The sequence below is a fragment of the Kitasatospora sp. NPDC005856 genome, from assembly GCF_040629945.1.
Classification (GTDB): Bacteria; Actinomycetota; Actinomycetes; order Streptomycetales; family Streptomycetaceae; genus Kitasatospora.
Genome location: NZ_JBEXWT010000100.1, coordinates 1 through 21,051, shown reverse-complemented (window position 1 = coordinate 21,051; position 21,051 = coordinate 1). Strand labels below are relative to the sequence as shown.

Below are 21,051 nucleotides of genomic sequence, written 5' to 3'. Positions count from 1 at the left end.
CGCTTGCCATCAGACGGCCGCGCCGACGTGCTGGTGATCGGCGGGGGCATCATCGGCCTCGCCGTCGCCTGGCGCGCCGCGCGGCGCGGCCTGCGCGACGTGGTCGTGGTCGACCCCACCCCCGGCGGCGGCGCGGCCCGGGTCGCGGCCGGGATGCTCGCCCCGGTCACCGAGCTGCAGTACGGCGAGGAGCCGCTGCTGCGCCTCGGAATGGCCTCGAACGAGCGGTACGCGGCCTTCGCCGCCGAACTCACCGAGGCGAGCGGCGGCCTGGACACCGGCTACCGCCGCTGCGGCACGCTCGCCGTGGCGCTGGACTCCGACGACCGCGAGGAACTGCGCGAACTGCACGCCTTCCACCAGCGGCTGGGCCTGGACTCGGCCTGGCTGACCGGCCGGGAGGCCCGCAGACTGGAGCCGATGCTCGCGCCCGGCGTGCGCGGCGGCCTGCACGTGGCCGAGGACCACCAGGTGGACGGCCGCCGGCTGCTCCGGGCCCTGCTCGTCGCCTGTGAACGCGCCGGGGTCGCGATCCGTCCGGCCGAGGCCGTCGAGCTGCTGGTCGAGGACGGCCGCGCGACCGGCGCCCGGCTCTCCACCGGGGACCGGGTGGGCGCCGACCGGGTCGTCCTCGCCGCCGGCCCGCACAGCCACCGGCTGCCCGGCCTGCCCGAGGGGGTGCTGCCCGCGATCCGCCCGGTGAAGGGCCAGGTGCTGCGCCTCCGCGTCCCGGACTCCTACCGCCCGTTCCTCTCCCGCAACGTCCGTGCCGTCGTCCGCGGGCAGCACCTGTACCTGGTGCCGCGCGAGAACGGCGAGCTGGTGATCGGCGCGACCACCGAGGAGCAGGGCTACGACACCACCGTCACCGCCGGCGGGGTGTACGAACTCCTGCGCGACGCCCACGAATTGGTCCCGGGGATCACCGAACTCCCGCTGCTGGAGACCTCCGCCGGGCTGCGCCCCGGCTCACCGGACAACGCCCCGCTGCTGGGCCCGACTTCGCTGCCCGGGCTGGTCGCCGCCACCGGCCACTACCGCAACGGCGTGCTGCTCACCCCGGTGACCGCCGACCTGGTCTCCGAGTACCTGGCCACCGGCGAAGTCCCGGACCTCGCAAGGCCGTTCACGCCCACCCGGTTCTCCCCCGACCACTCCACCACGAAGGCCTCCGCATGACCGAGATCGCCCCGAACGAGATCCCCCCGGACGAGATCGCCCTGACCGTCAACGGCGAGCCCCGCCGGGTGTCCGCCACGACCACCCTCGCCGAGGTGGTGGCCTCCGTCAGCAAGGCCAACACCGGTGTCGCCGCCGCGCTCAACGAGGCCGTGGTGCCGCGCGGTTCGTGGTCCGGGACGGCGCTGAACAGCGGCGACCGGGTCGAGATCCTGACCGCAGTCCAGGGAGGCTGAGCCATGGCCGACGACCTGCTGACCATCGCCGGGACGTCCTTCTCCTCCCGGCTGATCATGGGCACCGGGGGCGCGCCCAGCCTGGAGGTCCTGGAGCGCGCGCTGCTCGCCTCCGGCACCGAGCTGACCACCGTCGCGATGCGCCGGGTCGACGCCACCACCCAGGGCTCCGTGCTCGACGTGCTGACCCGCAACGGCATCCGGGTGCTGCCCAACACGGCCGGCTGCTTCACCGCCGGCGAGGCCGTGCTGACCGCCCGGCTGGCCCGCGAGGCGCTCGGCACCGACTGGGTCAAGCTGGAGGTGATCGCCGACGAGCGCACCCTGCTGCCCGACCCGATCGAGCTGCTGGACGCCGCCGAGACGCTGGTCGACGACGGCTTCACCGTCCTGCCGTACACCAACGACGACCCGGTGCTGGCCCGCAAGCTGGAGGACGTCGGCTGCGCGGCCGTCATGCCGCTGGGCTCGCCGATCGGTTCGGGCCTGGGCATCCGCAACCCGCACAACTTCCAGCTGATCGTGGAGGGTGCGGGCGTCCCGGTGATCCTGGACGCGGGCGCCGGCACCGCCTCCGACGTGGCGCTGGCGATGGAGCTGGGCTGCGCGGCGGTGATGCTCGCCTCCGCGGTGACCAGGGCTCAGGACCCGGTGCTGATGGCCGAGGCGATGCGGCACGCCGCCGAAGCGGGCCGGCTCGCCCACCGGGCCGGCCGGATCCCGCGCCGCTTCCACGCCGAGGCCTCCTCCGCGATGGCGGGCCGGGCCGATCTGGACACCCGCGAGCACCCCGCGTTCTGAGTCCGCGTTCCGGGCCCGCGCCCGGAGGCCCCGGCGTGTCACAAGCCGGGCACAGCCGGGCCCGGGGGCGGTGTCCTCCGGGCCCGGCCATCGGTCCCCCGTCTAGACTCGCCGGGTGGACATGGCACTGCACGACCCCCTGATCGGTACCCTGCTCGACAACCGGTACCGGGTCGAGCAGCGCATCGCGACCGGCGGGATGTCCACCGTCTACAAGGGCACCGACACCCGCCTGGACCGCGTGGTCGCACTCAAGGTGATGCACCCTTCGCTGGCCGGTGACGAGGGCTTCACCGCCCGCTTCATCCGCGAGGCCAAGGCCGTCGCCAAGCTCACCCACCCCAACGTGGTCAACGTCTTCGACCAGGGCGCGGACGGCGGCCACGTCTTCCTCGCCATGGAGTACGTGCCCGGCCGCACCCTGCGCGACCTGCTGCGCGACCGCGGCGCGCTGTCCGTCCGGGCCGCGCTGGACGTGCTGGAGCCGGTCCTGGCCGCGCTCGGCGCCGCCCACCGGGCCGGGCTGGTCCACCGCGACGTCAAGCCCGAGAACGTGCTGATCACCGAGGGCGGCCTGGTCAAGGTCGCCGACTTCGGCCTGGTCCGGGTGCTCGGCACCGCCGACGGCGCGCCCACCTCGACCACCACCGCCACCGGCGGCACGGTCATGGGCACCGTCTCCTACCTGGCCCCCGAGCAGATCCTCCCGGACGCCCCCACCGACCAGCGGGTGGACGTCTACGCCGCCGGCATCCTGCTGTACGAGATGCTCACCGGCCGCCGCCCGCACACCGGCGACAATCCCGTCCAGGTCATGTACAAGCACCTGCACGAGGACGTCCCGGCCCCCTCGCTGGTCGCCCCCGCCGTCGGCCCCGCACTGGACGCGATAGTGGCCGGCGCCTGCGCCCGGACCGCCGACGCCCGCCCGTACGACGCGGTCGAGCTGCTCGCGGCCCTCCAGCGGGTCCGCCGCACCCTCGCCCCGGCCGAACTGGACGCCGAGCCGCCGGCCTCCACCCGGCCCAGCCCCCGCTACCCCACCAGCGAGCCGACCTCGGTGATCCAGCCGCTGCCGCGGCCCGCCGACGCCCCGCCGACCGAACGCACCAGCGTGCTGGACATGCCGCCGGAGCTGATGGACGAGCTGCTCGCCGAGCCCCGCCCGTACGACGAGCCGACCCCGGTGCACCGGCGCCGGCCCGCCCCACCGCGCCGCCGCCTGCCCCGCAAGCCGCTGATCTGGACGGCCGCGGTGGCCGCCCTGGTGCTGGCGATCGGCGGCGCCACCTACGGGATCTCCGAGGGGCTGTACGGCTCGGTGCCGGGCGTGCTCGGCAGGGACCGGGCCGAGGCGCAGCGGGTCCTGGACAAGGAGGGCCTGCACGGGAGGTTCGTCGAGGTGTTCAGCGAGTCCGTGCCGTCCGGGCAGGTGATCTCCGTCGATCCCGGGGTGGGCGCGCGCACCCGCAAGAGCGACAGCGTCACCGTCACCGTCTCCAAGGGCCCCAAGCGGATCGCGGTGCCGGACCTCGCCGGCAGGAGCGCCGCCGACGCCGCCACGGCCCTGACCGGCGCCCAGCTGACCAGGGGCAACGTGACCGAGACCTACGACGACACGGTGCCCGAGGGCTCGGTGATCAGCAGCTCGCCGGCGGCCGGGCAGCTGCTGCAGGAGAACTCCGCGGTCTCGCTGGTGGTCAGCAAGGGCATGGTGCCCGTCCCGAACGTCACCGGGATGAGCAAGGACGAGGCGCAGAAGGCGCTCCAGGCGGCGGGCTTCACCATGCAGACCAGCGGCTGGGACGTGTTCGGGGCGGTCACGTCCTCCGGCCAGAGCCCGGCGGCGGGCGAGCGGCGCCCGCAGCGCAGCACGGTGACGGTGAAGTTCTCGCTGTTCTAGAGCCTGCCCGGCCTCCGCGGCGGGGTCAGCGCAGCGGGGTCAGCGCGGCGGGGTCAGCGCAGCGGGGTCAGCGCGGCGGGGTCAGCGCAGCGGGGTCAGCGCGGCGGGGTCAGCGCAGCGGCCCGTCGCCGGGCTCCTCCTGGTAGGAGTAGCGCTGCTCGCGCCAGGGGTCGGCGAGGTTGTGGTAGCCGCGTTCCTCCCAGAAACCGCGCCGGTCGGCCCGCATGTACTCCACCGCACGCACCCACTTGGGGCCCTTCCAGGCGTACAGCCGCGGCACCACCAGCCGGACCGGGAAGCCGTGCTCGGCGGTGAGCGCCTCGCCGTTGCGGTGGGTGGCGAGCAGGGTGTGGGGGTCGGCGAAGTCGGCCAGCCGCAGGTTGGCGCTGTAGCCGTACTCGGCCCAGACCATGACGTGGGTGACGCCCGGCGCCGGGGGCACCAGGTCGAGCACGGCGGCGGCCGACACGCCCGTCCACTCGTTGCCGAGCACCGAGAATTTGGTCACGCAGTGCATGTCCCCGACGACGGTGCTGCGCGGCAGGGCGCTGAAGGCCTCGAAGTCCCAGCTGTGCTTCTCCGCCGAGGCGGTGGCGCCGAACACCTGGAGGTCCCAGGTCAGCGGCTTGAAGCGGGGCACCGGCCCGTAGTGCAGGGCGGGCCAGCCGCGTTGCGCGCGCTGGCCCGGGGGGAGCCTCGGGTCAGACGGCGGAGATGGTTCGTGTTTCGACTGACCCATGGATCCATGGTGACAGACGGCGGGCGTGCCTCGACGCGCGCCCCTCTGCACGGATTCGCGCCCCGGCGCGTACGGACCAGTGGTCGGACGCCCACCAGCGGGTTTCGCCATGAATCGGATATTCCGCCACATGTCCTGGTGAGTGTGAACTTACTGGAATTTCCTCCCAAAGCGGTGCCAGGATGCGCAGCGCAGGACACACGCAGGACTCAGCACCAGGACACACGGCAGCACGAGTGCAGGAGGCGTCACCATGCAGGGCGATCCCGAGGTCATCGATTTCCTCAACGAGCAGCTCACCGCCGAGCTGACCGCGATCAACCAGTACTTCCTGCACGCCAAGATGCAGGAGAACTTCGGCTGGACGAAGCTCGCCAAGTACACCCGGCACGAGTCCTTCGACGAGATGAAGCACGCCGAGACGCTCACCGACCGGATCCTGTTCCTGGAGGGGCTGCCCAACTACCAGCGGCTGTTCCACGTCCGGATCGGCCAGACGGTCAAGGAGATGTTCGAGGCGGACCGCCAGATCGAGGTCGAGGCGATCGACCGGCTCAAGCGCGGGATCGTGGTGATGCGGGCCAAGAACGACGTCACCTCGGCGAACATCTTCGAGGACATCCTGGCCGACGAGGAGCACCACATCGACTACCTCGACACCCAGCTGGAGCTGCTGGAGAAGCTCGGCGAGGCCCTCTACATCGCCCAGGTCATCGAGCAGCCGGAATCCTGAGGCCGACCACCCGGGCGCCTCGGCCCGGTCGGGCTGCTCGGGTCACCCGGACGGCTCAGGCCACCCGCAGCGACACCACCGGGGCGACCTTCGGAGCCCGGGCCGGGGCCGACGGACCCGCCGGGGCCACCGGGCCGGGCGAAGCCTCCGGGGCCCCCGGGTCCGCGAGGCCGAGCTTCGCGGCCAGCCGGGCGGTCGGGCAGGGGCGGGCGCCGTGCTCGCCGAGCAGCGCCTGGATGCGGCGCACGCAGGATCCGCAGTCGGTGCCGGCCCGGCAGCCCTTGGCTATCTGGCGCGGAGTGCTGGCACCGCCGTCGATCGCCTTCTTCACCTGGTCCTCGGTGACCGCATGGCACATGCACACGTACATCGCGGTCTCTCCCGGGAGTGGAGCGGAGTGGATCTTGACTAAGGTCAGCCTTAGTTCACTGAGGCTTACCTTACCTGGCGGAACGGGCACGAAAAAGCCCCTCCGGGCTCGGGAACACCGAATCCGGAGGGGCCTTCGTCACATCCGACGGGCACCGGGCCTACTGGCCGCGGTACATCTCCGCCACCAGGAACGCCAGGTCCAGCGACTGGCTGCGGTTGAGGCGCGGGTCGCAGGCCGTCTCGTAGCGCTGGTGCAGGTCGTCCACCATGACCTCGTCGCCGCCGCCGACGCACTCGGTGACGTCGTCACCGGTCAGCTCCACGTGGATGCCGCCCGGGTGGGTACCGAGTGCGCGGTGCACCTCGAAGAAGCCCTTGACCTCGTCCAGGACGTCGTCGAAGCGGCGGGTCTTGTGCCCGCTGGAGGCCTCGAAGGTGTTGCCGTGCATCGGGTCGCAGATCCACACCGGCTTGGCGCCGGAGGCGGTGACCTTCTCCACCAGGGTGGGCAGGTGGTCGCGGATCTTGCCCGCGCCCATCCGGGTGATGAAGGTCAGGCGGCCCGGCTCGCGCTCCGGGTCCAGCTTCTCGATCAGGGCGAGCGCGTCGTCCACCGAGGTGGTCGGGCCGAGCTTGACGCCGATCGGGTTGCGGATCTTGGAGGCGAACTCGATGTGCGCGTGGTCCAGCTGCCGGGTGCGCTCGCCGATCCACACCATGTGGCCGGAGACGTCGTACAGCTCGCCGGTGCGCGAGTCCACGCGGGTCAGCGCGGTCTCGTAGTCGAGGACCAGCGCCTCGTGCGAGGAGAAGAACTCGACCGCCTTGAACTCCTCCGGCACCACGCCGCAGGCGCTCATGAACGCCAGGGCGTTGTCGATCTCCCGGGCGAGCTGCTCGTAGCGCTGGCCGGCCGGCGAGTTGCGGACGAAGTCCTGGTTCCAGGCGTGCACCTGGCGCAGGTCCGCGTAACCACCGGTGGTGAACGCGCGCACCAGGTTGAGCGTCGCGGCGGACGCGTTGTACATCCGCTTCAGGCGCTCCGGGTCCGGGATGCGGGACTCGGGGGTGAACTCGAAGCCGTTCACCGAGTCGCCGCGGTAGACCGGCAGGGTCACGCCGTCGCGGGTCTCGGTCGACTTGGAGCGCGGCTTGGAGTACTGGCCCGCGATGCGGCCGACCTTCACCACCGGCACCGAGGCCGCGTAGGTCAGCACGGCGGCCATCTGGAGCAGCGTCTTCAGCTTGTTGCGGATGTGCTCCGCCGAGACACCGTCGAAGGCCTCGGCGCAGTCACCACCCTGGAGGAGGAAGGCCTCCCCGCGCGCCACGGCTCCGAGCCGGGCGCGCAGCTGGTCGCACTCGCCGGCGAAGACGAGCGGCGGATAGGAGGCGAGCTCGGCAAGGGTCTTGCGCAGAGCCTCTTGGTCCGGCCATTCAGGCTGCTGCGCCGCGGGCAGGGACTCCCAGGAATGGGTAGCCCTCGATGTCTCAGTCGTAGCGGTCACATGGCCAAGGCTACGGGGTGACGGGAGTGACTCGTGCGTATTGCCCGAGGGATGAGACACATCTCGGACAAAGAGGTGATGCCCCTCACTCGTCCCGGCCCATCCGCTACGCTCGGACCATGCACGCGCCCCACACCCACTCCTGGTGGTGGGCCTCCCCCAAGGGTGGCCCACAGATGGCGCGTTCCTAGACGAACACGACGGCCGCCCCTCGGGGCGGCCGTCGGCGTCTGAGCAGACGGCCCTCCGGGAGCGGACCTTGCACCGCCTCTCAGCCAGTCCACCCGGAAGGATGCCGTTCCCGTGACCACCGCCGTCGACCTGCTCACCCGTCTCACCGGCCCGGACGCCCCCGCGTTCGCCCTGCTGCACCGCCGCACGCCCCGGCTCAGCCCGGACACCGTCGAGGTGCTGCTGGGCACCGTCGACAGCTACGAACACCTCGCCGACCTGCCCGTGCGCAGCGGCGCACCGGCCGGCGGCGGCCCGGTGCACGACCTGCTCGCGCTCGTGCCGTACCGCCAGATCCGCGAGCGCGGCTTCGAGGCGCACGACGACGGCACCCCCCTGCAGGCCCTCTCGGTGACCGAGCAACACACCCTGCCGTTGGCCGAATTCACCTACGCCCTACCGAAGTTGCCGGTCTCACTTGCCGGTGGCGGGTTCGACGTGGACGACGACTCGTACGCGTCGATCGTGCGCCGGGTGATCCGCGACGAGATCGGCAACGGCGAGGGCGCCAACTTCGTGATCCGGCGCGACTTCCACGCGACGCTGGAGGACTTCGGGCCCGAGCTCGCGCTGACGCTCTTCCGCCGGCTGCTGGAGCAGGAGCGTGGCGCGTACTGGACCTTCCTGGTGTTCACCGGTGACCGTCCTGCCGGAGGCGGGCCGGGCCGCTATCTGGTCGGCGCCTCCCCCGAGGTGCACGTCCGGCAGAGCGGCGGCACCGTCGTGATGAACCCGATCTCCGGCACCTACCGCTACCCGGCCGGCGGCTCCGACCTCGACTCGCTGCTCCAGTTCCTGCACGACCCCAAGGAGCTGGAGGAGCTCACCATGGTCGTGGACGAGGAGCTCAAGATGATGTGCACCGTCGGCGACCTCGGCGGCCAGGTGCTCGGGCCCCGGCTCAAGGAGATGGCCCACCTCGCCCACACCGAGTACGAGTTGCGCGGGCGCACCTCGCTGGACGTCCGCGAGGTGCTCCGCGAGACGATGTTCGCCGCGACCGTCACGGGCAGTCCGGTCGAGAACGCGACCCGGGTGATCAAGCGCTACGAGCCCACCGGGCGCGGCTACTACTCCGGCGCGCTCGCCCTGATCGGCCGCTCCGCCAGCGGCGGGCAGCTGCTGGACTCGCCGATCTGCATCCGCACCGCCGACATCGACTCGGCCACCGGCCGACTGGTCGTCCGGGTCGGCGCCACCCTGGTGCGCCACTCCGTGCCGGAGTCCGAGGTCGCCGAGACCCACGCCAAGGCCGCCGGGGTGCTCACCGCGATCGGCGCCCGGCCCGCGCCCGCCCGGCTGCCCCACCCGGTCGGGCCCCGGCTCGCCGACGACCACCGGGTGCAGGCCGCCCTGGACGCCCGCCGGGCCGACCTGGCGCCGTTCTGGCTGCGGATGCAGCAGCCGGCCGAGATCACCGAGGCCGAGCCGACCCTGGTCGTGGACGGCGAGGACACCTTCACCTCGATGCTCTCCCACCTGCTCGGCTCGCTCGGCCACCGGGTGACGGTGGCCCGGTACGACGAGCCGGGGCTGCGCGAGCGGGTCGCCGCGCACCGGGGCACGCTGGTGCTCGGCCCCGGCCCGGGCGACCCGGCACTCGCGGACGACCCCAAGATGCTGCTGCTGCGGCCGATCGTCGCGGACGCGCTGGCCGCCGTCCGCTCCGGCGCCCGTACCTCGCCGCTGCTCGCGGTCTGCCTGAGCCACCAGCTGCTGGCCGCCGAACTCGGGCTCGCCCTGGGCCGCAAGGCCGTCCCGTACCAGGGCGCGCAGGAGCGCGTCGACCTGTTCGGCGAGAAGCGGACGGTCGGCTTCTACAACACCTTCACCGCGCGCTGCTCGGACGCCGACGAGGCACGGCTCGCCGCCGAGGGCGTCGAGGTCGCCCGGGACGCCGTCACCGGCGACGTGCACGCGCTGCGCGGGCACGGCTTCGCGGGGCTCCAGTTCCACCCGGAGTCGGTGCTCACCCACGACGGGGTCGACATCGTGGCGGGCCTGCTGCGCGAGGCGACGGCCGCGCTGCGCTGAGCCGGCGGCGCGGTCCCCGGGCGGACCCGCCCGGGGGCCGCGGACGTGCGCCGGTCGGGGCCGCAGGCCGGACGTGCCCTGGCCGGGGCCGTGCGCCGCCCGGTCCCGGGCCCTCAGATCTCGTCGTCCAGGCCCTGCTCGATGGCGTACCGGACCAGCTCCACCCGGTTGTGCAGCTGGAGCTTCCCGAGCGTGTTCTGCACGTGGTTCTGCACCGTCCGGTGCGACAGCACCAGCCGGTCGGCGATCTGCCGGTAGGACAGCCCCTTGGCCACCAGCCGCAGCACCTCGGTCTCCCGGGCGGTCAGCCGCGGGGCGGCGGGCGCCGAGGCCGGGGCCGGTTCGGCGGCCAGCCGGCGGAACTCGCCGAGCACCAGGCCGGCCAGGCCCGGGGTGAACACCGCGTCGCCGACGGCCGTCCGGCGCACCGCGTCCAGCAGTTCCTCGCGCCCGGCCGACTTCACCAGGTAGCCGGTCGCGCCGGACTTCACCGCCTCCAGCACGTCCTGGTGCTCCCCGCTGGCCGACAGCACCAGCACCCGTACCGCCGGGTCGTGCGCGACCACCTGACGGCACACCTCGGCACCGGGCAGGCTGGGCAGGTTGAGGTCCAGCACGACCACCTGGGGGGTGCAGGCACGGGCCCGGCGCACGGCCTCCTCGCCGTCGCCCGCGGTGGCCACCACGTCCAGTCCGGCCTCGGCGAGGTCGCGCGAGACGGCGTCCCGCCACATCGGGTGGTCGTCCACCACCATCACCCGCACCGGCCGGTCGGCGGTCGGCTGATCGGTCATCGGCTGGTCGGTCATGCAGTGGCCTTCCTCGGGACGCGCAGTTCGACCTCGACGCCCTCCCCGGGCGCCGAGTACAGCTCGGCCGTGCCGCCGAGGTCCAGCAGCCGGCCGCGGATCGACTGGCAGACGCCGAGCCGGCCCGCCCGCTCCGCCTCGCCCAGCCGACCGGGGGCGAAGCCGGGGCCGTCGTCGCGGATGCCGACCGTGACGGCCTCCGGCTCGTCCTCGACCAGGATCCAGGCCCGGGCCCGCTCCCCCGCGTGCCTGCGCACGTTGTCGACGGCCGCGCCGACGGCCGCCGCGAGCTCGCCCGCCGCCTGGCCGGGCAGCAGCACCGGGGTGCCGGGGGCGGAGAGCGTGATCCGCTCGTCCGCGTACGGGCGCAGCAGCGCGGTGAGGTCGCGCGGCGCGTCCGGGTCCGACGGCCGGGCGGCCCCGGCCCCCGGGGCGTGCCCGTCGGGCAGCGGACCGCCCGTCATCAGCGCCCGCAGCGCGCGCTCCTGCTCACCCGCCAGCCGGCCGAGCTCGGCGAGGTCCGCGCCGGAGGCCGTCCGCCCGCTCGGCTCCGCCCCGCGCCGCTGGACCAGGGCGAGCACCTGGAGCACCCCGTCGTGGATGTCCCGGGAGAGCCGCTCGCGCTCCCGGGTGGCCGCCTCCACCTGGAGCGCCCGGGTGAGGGTGGCCTCGCTGGCCCGGGCCAGCTCGATCACGTAGCCGATCGCGCAGCCGGCCACCATCAGCAGCACGATGTTGTGGATGTTGTCGCCGGTCGGCCCGCCGTGGCCGAGGATGTTGGCGACCCCGATCACCGAGCCCGAGGCCGCCGCCGGGCGCCAGCCGCCCTTCGCGGCGAAGCCCAGCACCGTACCGGCCGCCCAGATGGTCGGCAGGGTGGGCGCGCCGTGGCTGATCCGGGCCGGGGAGTCGGTCATGCCGCTCATCACGATGCCGGTGACGGCGAGGGTGAGGTCGGTGCCCAGGACGTACCAGGTGCAGCGCTGCGGGTTGGCGAAGGCCCGGGTGCTGGCCAGGGTCCACAGGGTCAGCGCGCCGAGGAAGATCCAGCCGGCCACCGGGTGCAGGAAGTGCAGGTACGAGTTGAAGTACCGCAGCAGGGCGTAGCACAGGGCCAGCACCCGGAAGTAGGAGATCGCCTTCCACAGCGGGAGCTCGACGGACATGCCGCCGGCCGCCAGCGTGCCGCCGACCGCGCCGACTCTGCCCCCGTCGTCCGTCATCCGCCCCGCCCCTCCCCTGGGCCCGGTCCGGGCCGGCCAAGCGGCCGAACGGCCGCCCGGGCGCCTACTCCGGCTTCTCCTGCTTCGGCTTCTCCGAGGTGCCCGACCCGGCGGCCTTCTCCGCCTCGGCGGCCTTCTCCGCCTTCTCCGCCTTCTCGGCCTCGGCGGCCTCCGCCTTCTCCGCCTTGGCAGCGGCCCGGCGCTCGGCGTCGGCCTTCTTCTTGTCCTCGGCGATCTGGCGCTTGGCGGCGGTCGCGTAGATGTCCACGTACTCCTGGCCGGAGAGCCGCATGATCTCGTACATCACCTCGTCCGTCACCGAACGGAGGATGAAGCGGTCGTTCTCCATGCCGTGGTAGCGGGAGAAGTCCAGCGGGCGGCCGATCCGGATGCCGGGGCGGATGCCGAAGTTGGGGACCACCTGGCCGGGCGGCTGCACCTTCTCGGTGTCGATCATGGCGACCGGGATCACCGGGGCGCCGGTGGCCAGCGCGACGCGGGCCAGGCCGCCGACCTTGCCGCGGTACAGCTTGCCGTCGGGCGAACGGGTGCCCTCCGGGTAGACGCCGAACAGCTCGCCGCCCTCCAGCACCGCGACGGCGCTGCGGATCGCGGCCTCACCGGCCCCGCGCACGCCCGAGCGGTCCACCGGCAGCTGGCCGACGCCCTTGAAGAACGCGGCGGTCAGCCGGCCCTTGAGGCCCGGGGTGTTGAAGTACTCGGCCTTCGCGATGAAGGTGACCCGGCGCTTGATCAGCGCGGGGAAGAAGAACGAGTCCGAGAAGGACAGGTGGTTGCTCGCGATGATCGCCGCACCCTCGGTGGGGATGTTCTCCTCGCCCTCGATCCAGGGCCGGAAGAAGATCCGAAGCAGTGGCGCGACGATCATCTTCATCAGTCGGTAGAACAACCCGGGCCTCCTGTTATGCGGACCGGTCGATCCTAATGCCCCGCGGCCGTCCGCTGTGCCCGCCCCCGCCGTAGGGCCGTGCCCGGCCCGTTTCGCAGGGGGTGTACGACCCGGCGCGGGGCGTGGGACGATGCGATTTCGCAGCACCACCCCCTCCAGCGTCCCCTCCCCCAGCGCCATCCGCCCGCGAAGGAGTCCGCCATGCCGTTGCTGCCCGGTGCCGAGCCGTACCGCCACCAGGGCGGACCGGTGGGGGTGCTGCTCTGCCACGGCTTCACCGGCTCGCCGCAGTCGATGCGGCCGTGGGCCGAGGAGCTGGCGGCGGCCGGCTTCACCGTCTCGCTGCCGCTGCTGCCCGGGCACGGCACGCGCTGGCAGGACATGCAGATCACCCGCTGGGAGGACTGGTACGCGGAGGTGGAGCGCGAGCTGCTGGCGCTCGCCGAGGAGTGCGAGCAGGTCTTCGTCTGCGCGCTGTCGATGGGCGGCGCGCTGGCGCTGCGGCTCGCCGCGCTGCACGGGCCGACGGTCTCCGGCCTGGTGCTGGTCAACCCGTCGGTGCGCTCGGACACCCCCGCGAGCGTGCTGCTGCCGGTGCTGCGCCACCTGCTGCCCAGCCGGCCCGGGGTCGCCAACGACATCGCCCGGCCCGGTTCGGTCGAGGTCGGCTACGACCGCACCCCGCTGCACGCCGCCTGGTCGCTGAGCCGGCTGTGGCAGGAGGTCCAGCGGCTGCTTCCGGAGGTGACCCAGCCCGTGCTGCTCTTCCACAGCCCGCAGGACCACGTCGTCTCGCCGGCCAACTCGGAACTGGTACTGGCGCGGATATCCTCGACGGACGTGACGGAACGGCTGTGCCAGCGCAGCTTCCACGTCGCGACGCTGGACCACGACGCGGCGGAAATATTCGCGGCGAGCCAGGACTTCATCCAACGGCTGGCCCCCGCGCACGCGGCGGGCGTCACCCGGGTCGAATCCGACGATCACCATGGCTGAAGGGCCGGAAGTGCACGAGAGCAGCACGGCGGGCGGCGGGGACGAGACTCCCCGCGAGGACGGCGCGACCAAGGACGGCGGGACGAACGCCGCCACCCCGGGCGGTGCGCCGACGGACCGTACCGGCCCGGAGGGCGCCGCGACGCCCCCGCCCGTCAAGGACGCCGCCGCCGGCTCCGCGGGGGAGGCCGCGGCCGACGCCGCCGAGCGCCGTCCGCGCCGCGCGCCCGAGCGCAGCCAGGCCGAGCAGGACGCGATCTTCGCCGCCCTGGTGGCCCAGTTCGACGACCCGGTCGACCTCAACAACCCGAACTGGCCGGAGGTCGAGAACCTCCGGGCGCAGAACGAGCTCAAGGGCGGCCACAAGGACGGCGGCACCGGCGGCCGCGGCGACCAGGACGACCTCTCCGACCTCGCCCCGCAGCCCCGCCCCCGCTCCGGCCGCCCGGTGATGCCGGCCGGCGGCGCGGGCCCGCGCGACTTCGAGCTGGCCGAGGAGACCGACGAGGGGCACTTCGTTCCGCCGGAGCCCCCGCCGCTGCCGGCCGCCGACGTGACCGCCAAGTTCGCCTGGCTGGCCGTGCTCGGCGGCCCGGCGCTGCTGCTGATCGACGCGGTGGTCTGGCGGGAGATCTCCGGCTGGCCCGCCTGGGTCGGGATCACCGCCTTCCTCGGCGGCTTCGTCACCCTGGTCGCGCGGATGAAGGACCGCGACGAGGACGAGCCGGAGGACCCGGACCACGGCGCGGTCGTCTGACCGGGCGTCCGGCCGACCGTCCGCCCGGCTCCTTCGGCTAGCCGACCGGCCGGCTCGTCGGCAGTTCGAGGACGGCGAGCACGGGCAGGTGGTCGGTCGCGGCCCGCAGGTCGGCCTCGGTGACGCCCGGCAGCCCGTGCGGCACCCCGCAGCCGAGGACGGTGATCCCGGGCGTGGCGAAGACCGCGTCGATCCGCTGGTAGGGGCGCTCCGGTACGGAGGTGAACTCGCCTCCCCAGGGCGCGGTCGGGTACCCGTCCTGGAGCCGGGAGGCCAGCAGCCGCCAGCCCGGCCCGTCCGGGTGCTCGTTGAAGTCCCCTGCCACGACGCCGAGTTCGGTGATCCGGAGCTGATCGAGCAGCAGCTCGAACTGCCCGTACCGCTCCTCCTGGTCCAGGCTGAGGTGGCAGCTGGTGACGCTGAACGGCGCCGTGCCGGGCAGCCGCAGCAGCGCGCCGGCGAAGCCCCGGGCGTGCAGGCCGCGGGTCTTGGGCAACAGCCGGTCGTGCACCTCCAGCAGCTCCACCGCGCCGGGCCGGCCGAGCAGCAGCGGACCGGCGGCGGTGCGGCCGCCGCCGGCCAGCACGGCCGTGCCGGTGCTCCGGGCCAGCCAGGCTGCCTGGCCCTCGGGCCGCCAGTAGCGCGGGGACTCCTGGATGCAGACCACGTCCGGCTCGCAGGCCCGGATCACCCGGGCCAGCGCGCGCCGGTCGTCGCGCAGCGAGCGGACGTTGTAGCTGAGCAGGCGCAGCCGGCCCGGTCCGGGCGGCGGCAGCGGCTCGGACCGTGCGGCGCTCGCGGGCGCGGTCGCGGTGGCGGCGGCGGTCCCCGTCGCGGTGGTCGTGGTCGCGGCGCTCATGGTCCTCCCCTGGGCGGTCACCGGATCGATCCGACCGTACGCGGCCGGGCCGGGACGTGCGACGGCGGCGGTGCGTCCGGGATCGGTCGGGGCCCGGTCGCACCGCCGCCGGCGGGCTGGGAGGGGCTCAGGCGGTGCGGGCGAGGTCCGCCGCACCGACGATGCCGGCGGCGGAGCCCATCGAGGCCAGCACGACCTCGGCGCGCGGGCGGTGCACCCCGCCGGTCAGGTAGTGCTCGAAGGCCTTGGCGACCGGGTCGAGCAGCAGCCGGCCGGAGTCGGAGACGCCGCCGCCGAGCACGAAGACGCCCGGGTCGAACAGCGCGGCGAGGTCGGCCATGCCGCGGCCCAGCCAGTCGGCCAGCTCGGCGTAGCACTCCAGGGCGAGCGGGTCGCCCTCCTCCGCGGCCTGGGTGATGTGGATGCCGCGGATGGTCTCGGCCACGCCGTCGTTGAGCTCCAGCATCCGGTGGCCGCGCCGCGGGTCGGCGGCGGCCTTCTCCCGGCCGTAGCGGCGCAGCGCGCGCCCGGAGCCGTACTGCTCCCAGCAGCCCTTGCCGCCGCAGCCGCAGAGCAGGCCGTCGGGGACCATGTTGAGGTGGCCGATCTCGCCGGCCACGCCGAAGCGGCCGCGGTGGAGCCGGTCGTCCAGGACGATGCCGCCGCCGATGCCGGTGCCGACGGTGATCAGCACCATGTCGCGGTGGTCGGTGGCCGCACCGAAGCGGAACTCGGCCCAGGCCGCGCAGTTGGCGTCGTTCTCGACGACGGTGGACAGGCCGGTGAGCTCCTCGATCCGGCCGCGCAGCGGCTCGTTCTCCCAGTCGATGTTGGGAGCGAAGATCACGGTGGAGCGGTTGCTGTCGACGAAGCCGGGGGCGCCGACACCCACCGCCGTGACACCGGGGTGCTCGTCCTTCAGCTCGCGCACGGCCTGCGCGATGGCGTCGACCGCCCACTGCGGGTCGGCCGGGGTGGGCACCCTGGTCCGGGCCAGGATCGCGCCCGCCTCGTCGACCACGCCTGCCGCGATCTTGGTCCCGCCGACATCGACGCCGATGGTCAGAGCCATGTGTCCCTCAGCTATTCACTCGTTCCGCTGGACGGAACGCTACCGCCCGTCCCGGCCCCCGTACACAGCCTCGCATACATTATCCGAAGACAGTCTCGGGCCAACCGGGCCGCGATGCTTCAAAAGTCGTATCTAATCTCCTTCTTCGTGACGGACGAGAGCAGGACGATCACCCTCCGGAAGTCACGGTTTCACTGCTTGGCGGACGGCCCGTCAGCCTCGTCAAGGCCCTCGTCAAGATCACCGTCGAGGTCGCCGTCGAGGTCGCCGTCGAGGTCGCCGTCGAGGTCGATCCGCTCGGTCGGCGCGCCCGGCCCTGCGGTCCAGCGGCTCTCGTGCCCGGCCACGGCGGCGCGGTAGGCGGCCAGCAGCTCGGCGCCCGCGGCGGCGAGCCCGGTGCCGGCGGCGGCGAGGTGGGAGTAGACCTCCGGCTGCTGGGTGCGCAGCCGGTCGGCCAGCCCGGAGAGGGTGATCAGGGTGGTGGCGCTCGCCTCCTGGGCCTTCTCGCCGAGCGCACCGGCGAACCGGCGCACCTCGTCCACCAGCGGGCCCAGTTCCGGCCCGAACGGGTGCCCCTGGCCGTCCTGTCCGCCACCCTGCCCACCGCCGGGCTCGGTGCGGTCGTCGCGCTCGGTGCGGTCGTCGGTGCTGGTCATCGCGGGCGCCTCCTCGGCCGTGGCCGCACCCCGCGGCCCTTCGGCCCGACGCTACCCGACCGGCCGGGCAGCCGGAAAAGCCGCCGAACCCCCGCCGAACCCCCAAGGGCGCCCTGCCGGCCCTCCGCCGAACCCCCGTCAGCCCCGGGGCCAGAGCGCCGGGTCGGGTGCGAACCGCACCGAGAGCACCCCGTCGTGCAGCCCCGCCCCGGCCACCGTGCAGCGTCGCAGCGCGGACGGCAGGGCGAGCACCCGGCGGTGGGTGCCGAGTCCGACCACCAGTTCGTCGCCCCGGCGGACCAGGTCCAGCTCGGAGCGGTCGGCGCCGGGCAGGTCGAGGTGCCAGACCAGCAGGCCCTCCTCGGCGAGCCGGTCCTCGACGAGCCAGGGCTCGGGGGCGAGCCGCCCGGGCCCTTCCCCGTCCCCGTAGAGCCGGTCGGCGACGGCCTCCAGGGTGGCCTCGGCCAGGCCGGTGACCAGCACCGGGGCGTCGGTCTCGGCGGCGAGCCCGGTCAGCTCCTCCTGCCGGCGCCGGGCCAGGGCGGCCAGCCAGGGGTCGGGCGAGGAGGCCGCGGCCCCGGGCAGCGCGCCGTGCACCACGACGGCGTCCGGCCGGTGCCCGTGCAGCGCGAGTCCGGCCCGGATCCGGCGCAGCTCGCGGTACGGGTGAGCGTCGGCCGGGACGACCAGCCGGACGCTGGTGCCGGCGTCCGTGATCGCGGCACGGGACTCGGCGAGCGCCGCGGTGGCCTTGGTGCGCCCCTCGTACAGCCAGTCGGCGGGCATCGGGACGCCGGCCAGCCCGGCCAGCAGCGGGCGCAGCGCCCGGGCGGCCTGCCGCTGCTCGGGGACGAGCCGGTCCAGGTAGCGGGCGAGCTGCTCGGGCAGGGCGAGGGTGGCGATCAGCTCGGCGGGCGGCGGGGCGAGCACGACCAGGACGTCCTGGTCGGCGGCGGGCAGGGCGCGCAGCAGGGCGAGCCGGGCGATGCCGGGGAGGGCGGTGAGCTCCTCGGGGTCGAGCTGTTCGGCGCCGAGCAGGTCGAGGGCGGGCTTGAGCCGGCCGGTGAGCGCGCCGACGGCGTAGCGGAAGGCGGCCTGCTCGTCGATCCGGGAGACGGTCAGGCCCGGCGCGTGGAGGACCGGTTCGGGTTCCAGCCGGGTACCGAGGGCCGCGTCCAGGGCCCGGTGCGGGTCGTCGGCGGCCAGCAGCCAGGTGCGGTGACCGCGCCGGGCGGCGTGCAGGGCGGTGGCGGCGGCGACCGTGGGCGCCCCCGCGTCGCCGCTGACCAGGATGGTGCGTGTCGCCGTCATGCCGTCCGTCCCCCGTTCGGTCGCGTCAGCCTTCGACGCGCTTCTTCAGACCGGCCAGGGCGCGGTCGATGATGACCTTCTCGGCCTTGCGCTTGATCATGCCGAGCATCGGGATCTTGACGTCCACGGCGAGCTGGTACGTGACCTCGGTGCGGCCGCCGGCCAGCGGGGCGAGGGTGTAGGAGCCGTCCAGCGAGCGGAGCATCTGGCTGCGGACGAGGGTCCAGGAGACCTCGCGGTCGCCGTCCCAGGTGTAGGCGAGGACGTGCTCGTCGCGGATGGCGCCGGCGTCGAGCAGCAGCCGGACCTCGGCGGCGCGGCCGTCCTCGCCGGCCGCCAGGACCTCGATCTCCTTGACCTCCCCGGTCCAGGCCGGGTAGGCGGCGAAGTCGGCGATCACGGCCATGACCGTGGCCGGGGTCGCGTCGATGGTGATGCTCGACCTGGTGTGCTCCGCCATGGAATGGCCCTCCGCCTCGTCCCTCTGCCTGCCGGTCCGGCCGGGGCGCGCTCGGCCCGGGTCCGCCCGGAGCAGGCTATCGCGCCCGGCGGGCGCCGCGGCGGCGCGGTCCGTGCCCGACGGGCGGCCGCGGGGCGGGCGGGCGCCGGGTGGCCGGGCCTGTTACCGGCCGGTCGCCGTGCGCTGCACTAGGGTGCCATTCGAACGACCCGGTCACGGCCTGGTCGGACCCGGCCGGGTGTGACACTTCGAACACCGGGGCCGACCCCTCTGGTCGAAGCTGCCTACCGGGCAGTAACGTCCTGCCGTCCCGCAGCGTCGCGAACGAGGAGCAGTCTTGCTCGACTTCAGCCTTCCGGCCCTCTACCAGGTACCGAGCGGCGGCAACCTCGCCGACCCGGTGCACCGGAACGCCGAGGAGCACCCGGACGTCGCCGTGCTCAGCCGCAAGGTGGACGGCCAGTGGCAGGACCTGACGTCGGTCCAGTTCCTGGCCGAGGTGCACGCCGCCGCCAAGGGCCTGATCGCCTCGGGCGTCGAGCCGGGCGACCGGGTGGCCGTCATGTCCCGCACCCGGTACGAGTGGACGCTGCTGGACTTCGCGATCTGGACGGCCGGCGCGATCACCGTGCCGGTGTACGAGACCTCCTCCGCCGAGCAGGTCGAGTGGATCCTCGGCAACTCCGGCGCCGTCGCCGTGATCACCGAGACCGACCAGCACGTCCGGGTGGTCGACGGGGTCCGCGACCGGCTGCCGGAGCTCGAGCACACCTGGCAGATCGAGGGCGGGGCGATCGCCGCGCTGGCCGCGGCCGGGCAGGACGTCCCGGACGCGACGATCCACGAGCGCCGCCGGATCGCCGGCCCCGACGACGTCGCCACCATCGTCTACACCTCGGGCACCACCGGCCGCCCGAAGGGCTGTCAGCTGACGCACGGCAACTTCCTGGCCGAGTGCGGCAACGTCGTCGAGCGCCTGGCCCCGCTGTTCCGCCTCGGCGAGAGCTCCGTCCTGCTCTTCCTGCCGCTGGCCCACGTGTTCGCCCGGATCGTCGAGATCGCCCCGGCGATGGCCCCGATCAAGCTCGGCCACGTCTCCGACGTCCGGAACGTCACCGCCGAACTGGCCTCCTTCAAGCCGACCCTGGTCCTGGGCGTGCCCAGGGTGTTCGAGAAGGTCTACAACACCGCCCGCGCCAAGGCCCAGGCCGACGGCAAGGGCAAGATCTTCGACAAGGCCGCCGACACCGCGATCGCCTACAGCCGGGCGCTGGACGCCGGCGGCGCCGGGCTGGTGCTGCGGCTCAAGCACGCCGTCTTCGACAAGCTGGTCTACAGCAAGCTGCGCGCCGCCCTCGGCGGCCGGGCCACCCACGCCATCTCCGGCGGCGCCCCGCTCGGCGAGCGCCTGGGCCACTTCTACCGGGGCATCGGCTTCACCGTCCTGGAGGGCTACGGCCTGACGGAGACCTGCGCGGCCACCACCTTCAACCCCTGGGACAAGCAGAAGATCGGTACGGTCGGCCAGCCGGTGCCCGGCGCCTCCGTGCGGATCGCCGAGGACGGCGAGGTCTTCTTCAAGGGCCCGCACGTCTTCACCGGCTACTGGAACAACCCCGAGGCCACCGCCGACACCCTCAAGGACGGCTGGATCGCCACCGGCGACATCGGCTCGCTGGACTCCGACGGCTACCTGACCATCACCGGCCGCAAGAAGGAGATCCTCGTCACGGCCGGCGGCAAGAACGTCGCCCCCGCCGTCATCGAGGACCGGATCCGGGCCCACGCCCTGGTCGGCGAGGTCATGGTAGTCGGCGACCGCAAGCCCTTCATCGCCTGCCTGATCACCGTCGACCAGGACTTCTTCCCCAAGTGGAAGGAGCTCAACGGCAAGCCCGCCGGCGCCACCGTCGCCGACCTCGCCGAGGACCCGGACCTGCTGGCCGCCCTCCAGAGCGCGGTGGACGACGGCAACGCGGCCGTCTCGCACGCCGAGGCGGTCAAGAAGTTCCGTCTGCTGGACACCGAGTTCTCCGAGGAGAGCGGCCACCTGACGCCGTCGCTCAAGCTCAAGCGCAACGTCGTGCTGAAGGACTACGCCGCCGACATCGAGGCGATCTACAAGAAGTAGTCCCGGGTACGGCGGAGGGCCTCGGGGGCGCCCCCGAGGCCCTCCCCGGCACGGGGGGCCCCCCCGCACCGGGGGGAGGCCCCCCGGCCCCCGGGGCCGCGCCCGCGGGGGCGGCACCCCCCGGCCCCCGG

At 73.8% G+C, this 21,051-nt stretch carries 20 protein-coding genes; 9 read left to right on the top strand and 11 right to left on the bottom strand.

The annotated features are described in order from the left end of the window. Positions 1–3 precede the first annotated feature (3 nt). The 4 genes from thiO to pknB all read left to right on the top strand — a co-directional run bounded on the left by thiO (position 4) and on the right by pknB (position 4,119). Positions 4–1,179: a glycine oxidase ThiO gene (thiO, locus tag ABZ449_RS36035; protein WP_360354596.1), complete on the top strand. Its 1,176-nt coding sequence runs from the start codon at positions 4–6 to the stop codon at positions 1,177–1,179. Further along, entirely contained in the window at positions 1,176–1,415 is a 240-nt protein-coding gene (thiS, locus tag ABZ449_RS36030) for a sulfur carrier protein ThiS (protein WP_360354593.1), read from the top strand. Before thiO ends, thiS begins: the two co-directional genes overlap by 4 nt. A gap of 3 nt (positions 1,416–1,418) precedes the next feature. Next, positions 1,419–2,216, top strand: coding sequence for a thiazole synthase (locus ABZ449_RS36025; protein WP_360354591.1), 798 nt, complete (start codon positions 1,419–1,421; stop codon positions 2,214–2,216). Positions 2,217–2,337: 121 nt separating this feature from the next. Further along, entirely contained in the window at positions 2,338–4,119 is a 1,782-nt protein-coding gene (pknB, locus tag ABZ449_RS36020) for a Stk1 family PASTA domain-containing Ser/Thr kinase (protein ID WP_360354625.1), read from the top strand. Between the two features lie 109 nt (positions 4,120–4,228). Here the strand turns inward: pknB and ABZ449_RS36015 are convergent, their stop codons facing one another. Beyond that, positions 4,229–4,858, bottom strand: a complete 630-nt coding sequence (locus ABZ449_RS36015; protein WP_360354588.1) for a sulfite oxidase-like oxidoreductase — start codon at positions 4,856–4,858, stop codon at positions 4,229–4,231. A gap of 253 nt (positions 4,859–5,111) precedes the next feature. Between ABZ449_RS36015 and bfr the strand changes: the two genes are divergently transcribed. After that, positions 5,112–5,591: a bacterioferritin gene (gene bfr, locus ABZ449_RS36010; protein WP_360354585.1), complete on the top strand. Its 480-nt coding sequence runs from the start codon at positions 5,112–5,114 to the stop codon at positions 5,589–5,591. A 55-nt stretch (positions 5,592–5,646) separates the two neighbouring features. Here bfr and ABZ449_RS36005 read toward each other — a convergent pair whose 3' ends face one another. Together ABZ449_RS36005 and ABZ449_RS36000 are read right to left on the bottom strand one after the other, a co-directional pair. Beyond that, the gene (locus tag ABZ449_RS36005; RefSeq protein ID WP_360354583.1) at positions 5,647–5,961 is read right to left on the bottom strand and encodes a (2Fe-2S)-binding protein; all 315 of its coding nucleotides are present in this window, start codon (positions 5,959–5,961) and stop codon (positions 5,647–5,649) included. A gap of 160 nt (positions 5,962–6,121) precedes the next feature. Beyond that, positions 6,122–7,471 carry a class II 3-deoxy-7-phosphoheptulonate synthase gene (locus ABZ449_RS36000; RefSeq protein WP_360354580.1) on the bottom strand — a complete coding sequence of 450 codons (1,350 nt, stop codon included), beginning with the start codon at positions 7,469–7,471 and terminating at the stop codon, positions 6,122–6,124. A 303-nt stretch (positions 7,472–7,774) separates the two neighbouring features. Here ABZ449_RS36000 and ABZ449_RS35995 point away from each other — a divergent pair, with 303 nt between their 5' ends. Further along, positions 7,775–9,736 (top strand): anthranilate synthase family protein, encoded by a 1,962-nt coding sequence (locus ABZ449_RS35995; protein WP_360354577.1) that lies wholly within the window; start codon positions 7,775–7,777, stop codon positions 9,734–9,736. 113 nt (positions 9,737–9,849) lie between these two features. On the opposite strand, the gene ABZ449_RS35990 is transcribed toward ABZ449_RS35995, so the two are convergent. The 3 genes from ABZ449_RS35990 to ABZ449_RS35980 all read right to left on the bottom strand — a co-directional run bounded on the left by ABZ449_RS35990 (position 9,850) and on the right by ABZ449_RS35980 (position 12,678). Then, a complete protein-coding gene (locus ABZ449_RS35990; protein WP_360354622.1) occupies positions 9,850–10,530 on the bottom strand; it encodes a response regulator transcription factor in 681 nt (226 codons plus the stop codon). Between the two features lie 11 nt (positions 10,531–10,541). Beyond that, positions 10,542–11,768 (bottom strand): DUF5931 domain-containing protein, encoded by a 1,227-nt coding sequence (locus ABZ449_RS35985; protein WP_360354575.1) that lies wholly within the window; start codon positions 11,766–11,768, stop codon positions 10,542–10,544. Positions 11,769–11,832: 64 nt separating this feature from the next. Next, positions 11,833–12,678 carry a lysophospholipid acyltransferase family protein gene (locus ABZ449_RS35980; protein WP_360354573.1) on the bottom strand — a complete coding sequence of 282 codons (846 nt, stop codon included), beginning with the start codon at positions 12,676–12,678 and terminating at the stop codon, positions 11,833–11,835. A gap of 201 nt (positions 12,679–12,879) precedes the next feature. On the opposite strand from ABZ449_RS35980, the gene ABZ449_RS35975 reads away from it, so the two are divergent. Both ABZ449_RS35975 and ABZ449_RS35970 read left to right on the top strand, forming a co-directional pair. Then, entirely contained in the window at positions 12,880–13,674 is a 795-nt protein-coding gene (locus tag ABZ449_RS35975) for an alpha/beta fold hydrolase (protein WP_360354571.1), read from the top strand. A gap of 10 nt (positions 13,675–13,684) precedes the next feature. Then, entirely contained in the window at positions 13,685–14,431 is a 747-nt protein-coding gene (locus tag ABZ449_RS35970; protein WP_360354568.1) for a hypothetical protein, read from the top strand. A 37-nt stretch (positions 14,432–14,468) separates the two neighbouring features. On the opposite strand, the gene ABZ449_RS35965 is transcribed toward ABZ449_RS35970, so the two are convergent. The 5 genes from ABZ449_RS35965 to ABZ449_RS35945 form a co-directional block, all read right to left on the bottom strand. Next, positions 14,469–15,290, bottom strand: a complete 822-nt coding sequence (locus tag ABZ449_RS35965) for an endonuclease/exonuclease/phosphatase family protein (protein WP_360354566.1) — start codon at positions 15,288–15,290, stop codon at positions 14,469–14,471. A gap of 127 nt (positions 15,291–15,417) precedes the next feature. Beyond that, a complete protein-coding gene (locus ABZ449_RS35960) occupies positions 15,418–16,362 on the bottom strand; it encodes an ROK family glucokinase (RefSeq protein WP_360354563.1) in 945 nt (314 codons plus the stop codon). A 191-nt stretch (positions 16,363–16,553) separates the two neighbouring features. After that, a complete protein-coding gene (locus ABZ449_RS35955) occupies positions 16,554–17,018 on the bottom strand; it encodes a DUF5304 family protein (protein ID WP_360354561.1) in 465 nt (154 codons plus the stop codon). 138 nt (positions 17,019–17,156) lie between these two features. Then, positions 17,157–18,329: an ArsA-related P-loop ATPase gene (locus ABZ449_RS35950; RefSeq protein ID WP_360354559.1), complete on the bottom strand. Its 1,173-nt coding sequence runs from the start codon at positions 18,327–18,329 to the stop codon at positions 17,157–17,159. A gap of 25 nt (positions 18,330–18,354) precedes the next feature. Then, positions 18,355–18,789 carry an SRPBCC family protein gene (locus ABZ449_RS35945; protein WP_360354557.1) on the bottom strand — a complete coding sequence of 145 codons (435 nt, stop codon included), beginning with the start codon at positions 18,787–18,789 and terminating at the stop codon, positions 18,355–18,357. 337 nt (positions 18,790–19,126) lie between these two features. Here ABZ449_RS35945 and ABZ449_RS35940 point away from each other — a divergent pair, with 337 nt between their 5' ends. After that, complete coding sequence (locus tag ABZ449_RS35940) at positions 19,127–20,920, top strand: AMP-dependent synthetase/ligase (RefSeq protein WP_360354556.1); 1,794 nt, start codon at positions 19,127–19,129, stop codon at positions 20,918–20,920. Positions 20,921–21,051 lie beyond the last annotated feature (131 nt).

Bases quoted from the DNA above. Each gene is read 5' to 3' on its own strand.
- thiS (WP_360354593.1), top strand. From the start codon at position 1,176: ATGACCGAGATCGCCCCGAACGAGATCCCCCCGGACGAGATCGCCCTG.
- ABZ449_RS36025 (WP_360354591.1), top strand. From the start codon at position 1,419: ATGGCCGACGACCTGCTGACCATCGCCGGGACGTCCTTCTCCTCCCGG.
- pknB (WP_360354625.1), top strand. From the start codon at position 2,338: ATGGCACTGCACGACCCCCTGATCGGTACCCTGCTCGACAACCGGTAC.
- ABZ449_RS36015 (WP_360354588.1), bottom strand. From the start codon at position 4,858: ATGGGTCAGTCGAAACACGAACCATCTCCGCCGTCTGACCCGAGGCTC.
- bfr (WP_360354585.1), top strand. From the start codon at position 5,112: ATGCAGGGCGATCCCGAGGTCATCGATTTCCTCAACGAGCAGCTCACC.
- ABZ449_RS36005 (WP_360354583.1), bottom strand. From the start codon at position 5,961: ATGTACGTGTGCATGTGCCATGCGGTCACCGAGGACCAGGTGAAGAAG.
- ABZ449_RS35990 (WP_360354622.1), bottom strand. From the start codon at position 10,530: ATGACCGATCAGCCGACCGCCGACCGGCCGGTGCGGGTGATGGTGGTG.
- ABZ449_RS35985 (WP_360354575.1), bottom strand. From the start codon at position 11,768: ATGACGGACGACGGGGGCAGAGTCGGCGCGGTCGGCGGCACGCTGGCG.
- ABZ449_RS35975 (WP_360354571.1), top strand. From the start codon at position 12,880: ATGCCGTTGCTGCCCGGTGCCGAGCCGTACCGCCACCAGGGCGGACCG.
- ABZ449_RS35965 (WP_360354566.1), bottom strand. From the start codon at position 15,290: ATGAGCGCCGCGACCACGACCACCGCGACGGGGACCGCCGCCGCCACC.
- ABZ449_RS35960 (WP_360354563.1), bottom strand. From the start codon at position 16,362: ATGGCTCTGACCATCGGCGTCGATGTCGGCGGGACCAAGATCGCGGCA.
- ABZ449_RS35955 (WP_360354561.1), bottom strand. From the start codon at position 17,018: ATGACCAGCACCGACGACCGCACCGAGCGCGACGACCGCACCGAGCCC.
- ABZ449_RS35950 (WP_360354559.1), bottom strand. From the start codon at position 18,329: ATGACGGCGACACGCACCATCCTGGTCAGCGGCGACGCGGGGGCGCCC.
- ABZ449_RS35945 (WP_360354557.1), bottom strand. From the start codon at position 18,789: ATGGCGGAGCACACCAGGTCGAGCATCACCATCGACGCGACCCCGGCC.